Here is a 6,000-nt window from a genome sequence, read left to right on the forward strand (position 1 = left end):
GGCGCAGGCGCCGACGACCTCCTCGGAACGGTTGCTCACGGCCTCACCTTACGGCTGGGCGACGACGAGCACCAGCGAGCCCTCGTACGACGGCTGCACGCGGAGCCGGCCGTACCGGGCGTCCCACGAGCCGTCCTCGATCGCGGTGCGGAGGGCGGCGACCGAGCGGGCGGCGGTCATCTCGTCGACCGAGACCCACGCCGGGTCGGCCCGGCGCGCGCTGGCGTCGAGCAGTCGTTCCGGCCGGGCGTAGTACGCCTCGGAGAACCCGTCGACGCACGTGAAGGGGATCGGCACGGGCGTCGTCGTGACCACCCCGCCGAGGGCGTCGCCGATCCGGTCGAGTGTCGGCCAGCGCCGGGCCTCGTTCGCCAGGACGTCCGGGGCGTAGTCGGCGAGCCAGTGGTCCTCGATGCGGGCCGGGTCGCGGGTGAGCAGGACGACCGGCCCACGGGTGACCCGACGGACCTCGGCGAGACCCCGTTCCAGGTCGGGCCACACGGGCAGTGCGAAGGCCGACGAGGCGGCGTCGAACGAGTCGTCGGCGAAGGGCAGGGCCTCGTCGGGAGGCTCGACGGCGGTCAGGTCCCGGTCGCGCGGCTCGTACGCGCCGGCACCAGCGCCCGCATCCGCACCGGCTCGGACGTGGAGGACCGTGCGGGCCTGCCCGAGCGCCACCCGGATCGCCCGTTCGAAGACCGGCTCCGGCCGGCGGTGACGGGACGCGCTGTCGGCGGTGCTGTCGGCCCTGCCGTGCTCGGCCTCGCCGGCGGGTCCGTCCGCAGTCCTCGTCACGCCGTCAGCCTACGGCGGTGACGTCGTCGGCACCCGGTCCCGGTCTGTCGAAGCCGGTCTCAGTCGACCTGGTCGACCGGCTCCGAGGTCCGGGCCGCCGCACGCTGCTCGGCCAGCTCGGTGGCGGCCCAGGTGCCGAGGAGCGACAGGGACCGTTCGGACTCCGACCCGGCGTCGGCGCCGTACGTGAACACCGTCAGCCCGGGGTCGGCCACCAGGTCGAGCGCCTCGAACGTCAGCTCGAGGTCACCGACGATCGGGTGGTGTAGGTGCTTCCGGCCCGAGCGGTGCACGTGGACGTCGTGCTCGGCCCACCAGGTGCGGAACTCCTCGCTCTTCGCCGAGAGCTCGCTGACCAGTGTCATCAGCCCGGGCTCGCACGGGTTCGATGCCGCCGTGGTGCGGAGGACGGCCACGGCGTCGCGGGCGGTCTGCTCCCAGCGGGGGAAGAAGTCGCGGGCCGCGGGGTCGAGGAACGCGAAGCGCGCCGTGTTCACCGGACGTCCGGCGCCGGCGAAGACGGGGGCGTAGAGCGCGTGGCCGAGGGTGTTCGCGGCGACGATGTCGAGCCGCTCGTTGCGCACCCACGCCGGGGCGCCGGTGATCGCGTCGAGTAGTCGCTGCACCGCCGGGCGCACCGACGTCGGCACCGGACGGTGGGTGGTCTTCACACCGGCGTTCGCCAGGTGCGCGAGGTCCGCCAGGTGCGCCCGCTCTGCCTCGTCCAGCTGGAGCGCCGTGGCGAGGCCGTCGAGCACGCCCTCGGAGACGCCTTTCAGGGTGCCTCGTTCGAGCCGTGTGTAGTAGTCGACGCTGACGCCGGCGAGCATCGCGACCTCGTGTCGTCGGAGTCCCGGGACGCGCCGGGTGCCTCCGCCGAAGGCCGGCATGCCGGCCTGGTCCGGGGTGAGCCGGGCTCGACGGCTGGACAGGAAGTCGCGGATCTCGTTGCGGACGTCGATACCCATGCGCCAAGGCTACGTGTGCGTCCCTCCGGCACCGGACGGGAGGCCCGGTACCGGTTCGGAGACCTGCTCGTTAGAGTGCGCGGCCGGTGTGGGCGGCGAGCCAGGCGGCCGGGTCGACCGGCAGGGTGCCGTCCATCAGGACCTCGAGGTGCAGGTGGGCTCCGGTCGAGACACCGGAGGACCCGACGCTGCCGATGAACTGTCCGGGCTCCACGCGGTCGCCGACCTGCAGGGGCGACGACCCGGGGATCATGTGGCCGTACAGGGTCGAGACCTTCCGGCCGTCCACCTGGTGGTCGATGATGACGGTCTCGCCGTACGAGAAGTAGATCCCCGACACCCGGACGGTGCCCGCGGCGACGGCGCCGATCGGAGCGCCCATGCCCGGGTTGAAGTCGAGCCCCTGGTGCAGGGACGAGCACGCGCCGCAAGGAGCGGAGCGGTACCCGAAGCCCGAACTCATCCGGACCGGGCCCGGGAACGGGGAGCGGATCGCGTCGCCGTAGGTCACCGTCTCACCGGCCACCACGGCGCCGGCGTCCGTCGACGCGACACCGCCGCCGACCGTGAAGCCGTCGCGCGAGGTGCTCGGGAGCGCCACCTGGGTGACGGCGAAGTCCTGGGTGCTCACCGCGGGGGCGAGGGTCGCGATCGCCGAGGACCCCCCGGTGCCGGCGTGAGCGGGCATCGCGGCGGCACCGAACATGGCGAGGGCGGCGGCGGCGCTCGTCAGGGTGAGCTGGCTGGCCCGGGCTCCGCGTCGGCGGCTGACGGGAGTCTTGGTGCTCGCGGTGCCGGTGCCGACCGTCGTCGTGCTGGCGATCGCGACAGCCCGCCGCGGGACCCGGCGGATGCGGGTGTCGGCTTGCGTGACGACCGGGGCCGCGACGACCGGGGCGGTGACGTCCGGGGTCGCGACGACCGGGGTGGTGACGTCCCGGGTCGCGACGTCCGGGACGGCTGCCGGTCGCGCAGCTCGCAGGCGCGGCTTCGTCGCGGCGGCCTGCTCGGCCCGCTCCGCCGCCAGGGCAGCGCGACGCGTCAGGTGCACGACGGGCGTGCTGCTGGGGTGGTCTGCATCTGGGGGAGTCATGGCCGGAGCCCATTCTGCACGAAGCTGTCCGGTTGTACAGCCCCTCGTTCCGCGGCCATCTGCGGTGGGGAGTGCGGAGAGCGACCGGATCCGGGCCTCCCGGCTGTGGATCAGTAGGGTCGAGGCAAGCGACGGAGAGGACCCCTCATGGCCCGATCGCCGCGGGAGCGGCACGAACCCATCGACCTGCGGTCGGCGGAGGTCGTGCTCGCCGGTACCCAGGACCTGCTCCCCGTCCTGCGGGCGGCTGCCGTCCGTGCCGGGGTCGACGCGACACGGATGCACGTCGTCGGTGTCGACGACGTGCCCGAGGTGGACGGGAGCGGAAGTGCCGAACTCGCCGTCATCGCGATCCGCCGGCCCGGCGAGGACCCCGCGTTCCACCGTGCGCAGGAAGCCGCCGAGATGCTCGAGCCCCTGCTCCGCCCGGGCGCGGTCCGCATCGTCATCACCGTCTCGCGGGTCACCAGGCTCGCGCCGAAGCTCGAACACGCCCTGACGGCAGAGGTCCTGCACCAGCTCGGTGTGGCCACGGCGGAGTCGGGGTTCCGCCGACCCTTCCGGAACCTGCGCACACGGCTCGGGACGGCAGGGCTGCGGGCCGCCGGCCTCCGGGTGTTCCGCCTGACGGTCTGAGCCCCGGAGCCCTGCGGTGCTGTGCCCTTCCTCCACAGGTGCGGCCGGCAGTGGTGCCCGTCCACAGGACGGGTATCTTGATGTCGAGACATCTCACGCCGCGAGTAGCGTGGGGGGCACGGACCGCGCGAACAAGGGAGTACCCGCCAGCATGGCCAAGATCATCTACACGCTCACCGACGAGGCCCCGTTCCTCGCCACCCACTCCTTCCTGCCCGTCATCGCGTCCTTCGCGAAGACCGCGGGCGTCGACGTGGAGACCCGAGACATCTCGCTCTCGGGCCGGATCATCGCCCTGTTCCCGGAGCGGCTCAGTGCTGAGCAGCGCCTGGACGACGCCCTGGCGGAGCTCGGCGAGCTCGCCGGGACGCCCGAGGCGAACATCATCAAGCTGCCGAACATCTCGGCCTCGATCCCACAGCTCAAGGTCGCCATCGCCGAGCTGCAGTCGCAGGGCTACGACCTGCCGGACTACCCCGACGAGCCGAGCACGGACGACGAGCGCGACGTCCGGGCCCGCTACGACCGCGTCAAGGGCAGCGCCGTCAACCCGGTCCTGCGCGAAGGCAACTCGGACCGCCGCGCGCCGCTGTCCGTGAAGAACTACGCCCGCAAGCACCCGCACCGCATGGGCAAGTGGAGCTCGGACTCCAAGACGAACGTCGTGACCATGGGCGTCGACGACTTCCGCTCCAACGAGAAGACCTGGGTCGCCCCGGCCGACGACATCCTGACGATCACCTTCGTCGGGCAGGACGGCAGCGAGCAGGTGCTCAAGCAGTCGATCCCCGTCGTCGCCGGTGAGGTCGTGGACGGCACCGTGCTGCACGTCGCCGCGCTCGAGCAGTTCCTCCGCAAGCAGATCCAGCGCGCGGCGGACGAGGGCATCCTGTTCTCCGTCCACCTCAAGGCCACGATGATGAAGGTCTCCGACCCGATCATCTTCGGGCACGTCATCCGGGCGTTCTTCCCCGACGTGTTCGCGCGCTACGGAGCCGACCTCGCCGCCGCCGGGCTCACGCCGAACGACGGCCTCGGCTCGGTCCTCGCCGGGCTCGACGCGCTGCCGAACGGTGCCGAGATCAAGCAGGCGTTCCAGGACGGCATCGACGCCGGCCCGGACCTGGCCATGGTCGACTCGGACAAGGGCATCACGAACCTGCACGTCCCGAGCGACGTCATCGTGGACGCCTCGATGCCCGCGATGATCCGCACCTCCGGGCACATGTGGGGCCCGGACGGTGACGAACACGACACCGTCGCGGTCATCCCGGACTCCAGCTACGCCGGCATCTACCAGGCCGTCATCGAGGACTGCCGCGCCCACGGCGCCTTCGACCCGGCGACCATGGGTTCGGTGCCGAACGTCGGGCTCATGGCGCTGAAGGCCGAGGAGTACGGCTCCCACGACAAGACCTTCGAGCTGCCGGGCGACGGCGTCGTCCGCGTCACGAACGCCGCCGGGGACACGGTCCTCGAGCACGACGTCGAGCAGGGCGACATCTGGCGCGCCTGCCAGACGAAGGACATCGCGATCCGCGACTGGGTGAAGCTCGCCGTCACCCGCGCCCGTGCCAGCGCGACGCCCGCGGTCTTCTGGCTGGACGAGACCCGGTCGCACGACGCCGTCCTGATCGGCCTGGTCCGCACCTACCTGCAGGAGCACGACACCGACGGGCTGCAGATCGAGATCCTGTCGCCGGAAGAAGCCATGCGCTTCTCGCTCGACCGCATCCGGCGTGGTGAGGACACCATCTCGGTCACCGGCAACGTCCTGCGCGACTACCTGACCGACCTGTTCCCGATCATGGAGCTCGGCACCTCGGCGAAGATGCTCTCCGTCGTCCCGCTCCTCGGCGGCGGTGGTCTGTTCGAGACCGGTGCCGGCGGTTCCGCGCCGAAGCACGTGCAGCAGCTCGTGCAGCAGAACTACCTGCGCTGGGACAGCCTGGGCGAGTTCCTGGCCCTCGCGGTCAGCCTCGAGCACCTGGCCGGTGTGACCGGCAACGCCCGCGCGAAGGTGCTGGCGGACACGCTCGACCGCGCCACCGGGACCTTCCTCGACGAGGACAAGTCGCCCGGCCGCAAGCTCGGCTCGATCGACAACCGTGGCAGCCACTTCTACCTGGCGAAGTACTGGGCCGAGGAGCTCGCCGCGCAGACCGAGGACACCGAGCTCGCCGCGGCGTTCCAGGGGCTCGCGACGACCCTCGCCGACCAGGAAGAGACGATCGTCGACGAGCTCGTCGCGGTGCAGGGCCAGCCGGCGGACATCGGCGGGTACTACCGGCCCGACGACGCCAAGACCAGTGCGGTCATGCGTCCGTCGGCGACGCTGAACGCGGCGCTCGCGAGCCTGTAGGCGCGACCACACGACGGACGGGAGGCCCGGTGCCAGTGAACTGGTCCCTGTTTGTTGGACTGTGAATTCAGGTTATGCCGCGAGGGCATGGGCTCGGTATTGGACCGGGCTCATGCCCTCGAGGCGTTCCTGGATGCGGGTGGTGT

At 71.8% G+C, this 6,000-nt stretch carries 6 protein-coding genes; 2 read left to right on the forward strand and 4 right to left on the reverse strand.

Annotated features, from left to right (window positions below; translation table 11 throughout):
* Positions 1-48: 48 nt before the first annotated feature.
* The 3 genes from DEJ31_RS08820 to DEJ31_RS08830 all read right to left on the reverse strand — a co-directional run bounded on the left by DEJ31_RS08820 (position 49) and on the right by DEJ31_RS08830 (position 2,856).
* Positions 49-795, reverse strand: a complete 747-nt coding sequence (locus tag DEJ31_RS08820) for a class I SAM-dependent methyltransferase (RefSeq protein ID WP_111043564.1) — start codon at positions 793-795, stop codon at positions 49-51.
* A 59-nt stretch (positions 796-854) separates the two neighbouring features.
* Complete coding sequence (locus tag DEJ31_RS08825) at positions 855-1,763, reverse strand: helix-turn-helix transcriptional regulator (protein ID WP_181421486.1); 909 nt, start codon at positions 1,761-1,763, stop codon at positions 855-857.
* A 70-nt stretch (positions 1,764-1,833) separates the two neighbouring features.
* Positions 1,834-2,856 carry a M23 family metallopeptidase gene (locus DEJ31_RS08830; protein WP_111121667.1) on the reverse strand — a complete coding sequence of 341 codons (1,023 nt, stop codon included), beginning with the start codon at positions 2,854-2,856 and terminating at the stop codon, positions 1,834-1,836.
* Positions 2,857-3,003: 147 nt separating this feature from the next.
* On the opposite strand from DEJ31_RS08830, the gene DEJ31_RS08835 reads away from it, so the two are divergent.
* Positions 3,004-3,492, forward strand: a complete 489-nt coding sequence (locus tag DEJ31_RS08835; RefSeq protein ID WP_110902783.1) for a hypothetical protein — start codon at positions 3,004-3,006, stop codon at positions 3,490-3,492.
* 151 nt (positions 3,493-3,643) lie between these two features.
* On the forward strand, positions 3,644-5,854 hold the full coding sequence (locus DEJ31_RS08840; protein ID WP_110902782.1) for an NADP-dependent isocitrate dehydrogenase: 2,211 nt from the start codon (positions 3,644-3,646) through the stop codon (positions 5,852-5,854).
* Positions 5,855-5,926: 72 nt separating this feature from the next.
* Here DEJ31_RS08840 and DEJ31_RS17765 read toward each other — a convergent pair.
* Positions 5,927-6,000: IS3 family transposase (locus DEJ31_RS17765; RefSeq protein ID WP_375537617.1), on the reverse strand; the 74-nt coding region annotated here is incomplete at its 5' end.

The sequence above is a fragment of the Curtobacterium sp. MCPF17_031 genome, assembly GCF_003234035.1.
GTDB lineage: Bacteria > Actinomycetota > Actinomycetes > Actinomycetales > Microbacteriaceae > Curtobacterium.

Excerpts from the sequence above, each read along its gene's own strand:
- DEJ31_RS08825 (WP_181421486.1), bottom strand. The coding sequence starts at position 1,763 with ATGGGTATCGACGTCCGCAACGAGATCCGCGACTTCCTGTCCAGCCGT.
- DEJ31_RS08830 (WP_111121667.1), bottom strand. The coding sequence starts at position 2,856 with ATGACTCCCCCAGATGCAGACCACCCCAGCAGCACGCCCGTCGTGCAC.
- DEJ31_RS08840 (WP_110902782.1), top strand. The coding sequence starts at position 3,644 with ATGGCCAAGATCATCTACACGCTCACCGACGAGGCCCCGTTCCTCGCC.
- DEJ31_RS08835 (WP_110902783.1), top strand. The coding sequence starts at position 3,004 with ATGGCCCGATCGCCGCGGGAGCGGCACGAACCCATCGACCTGCGGTCG.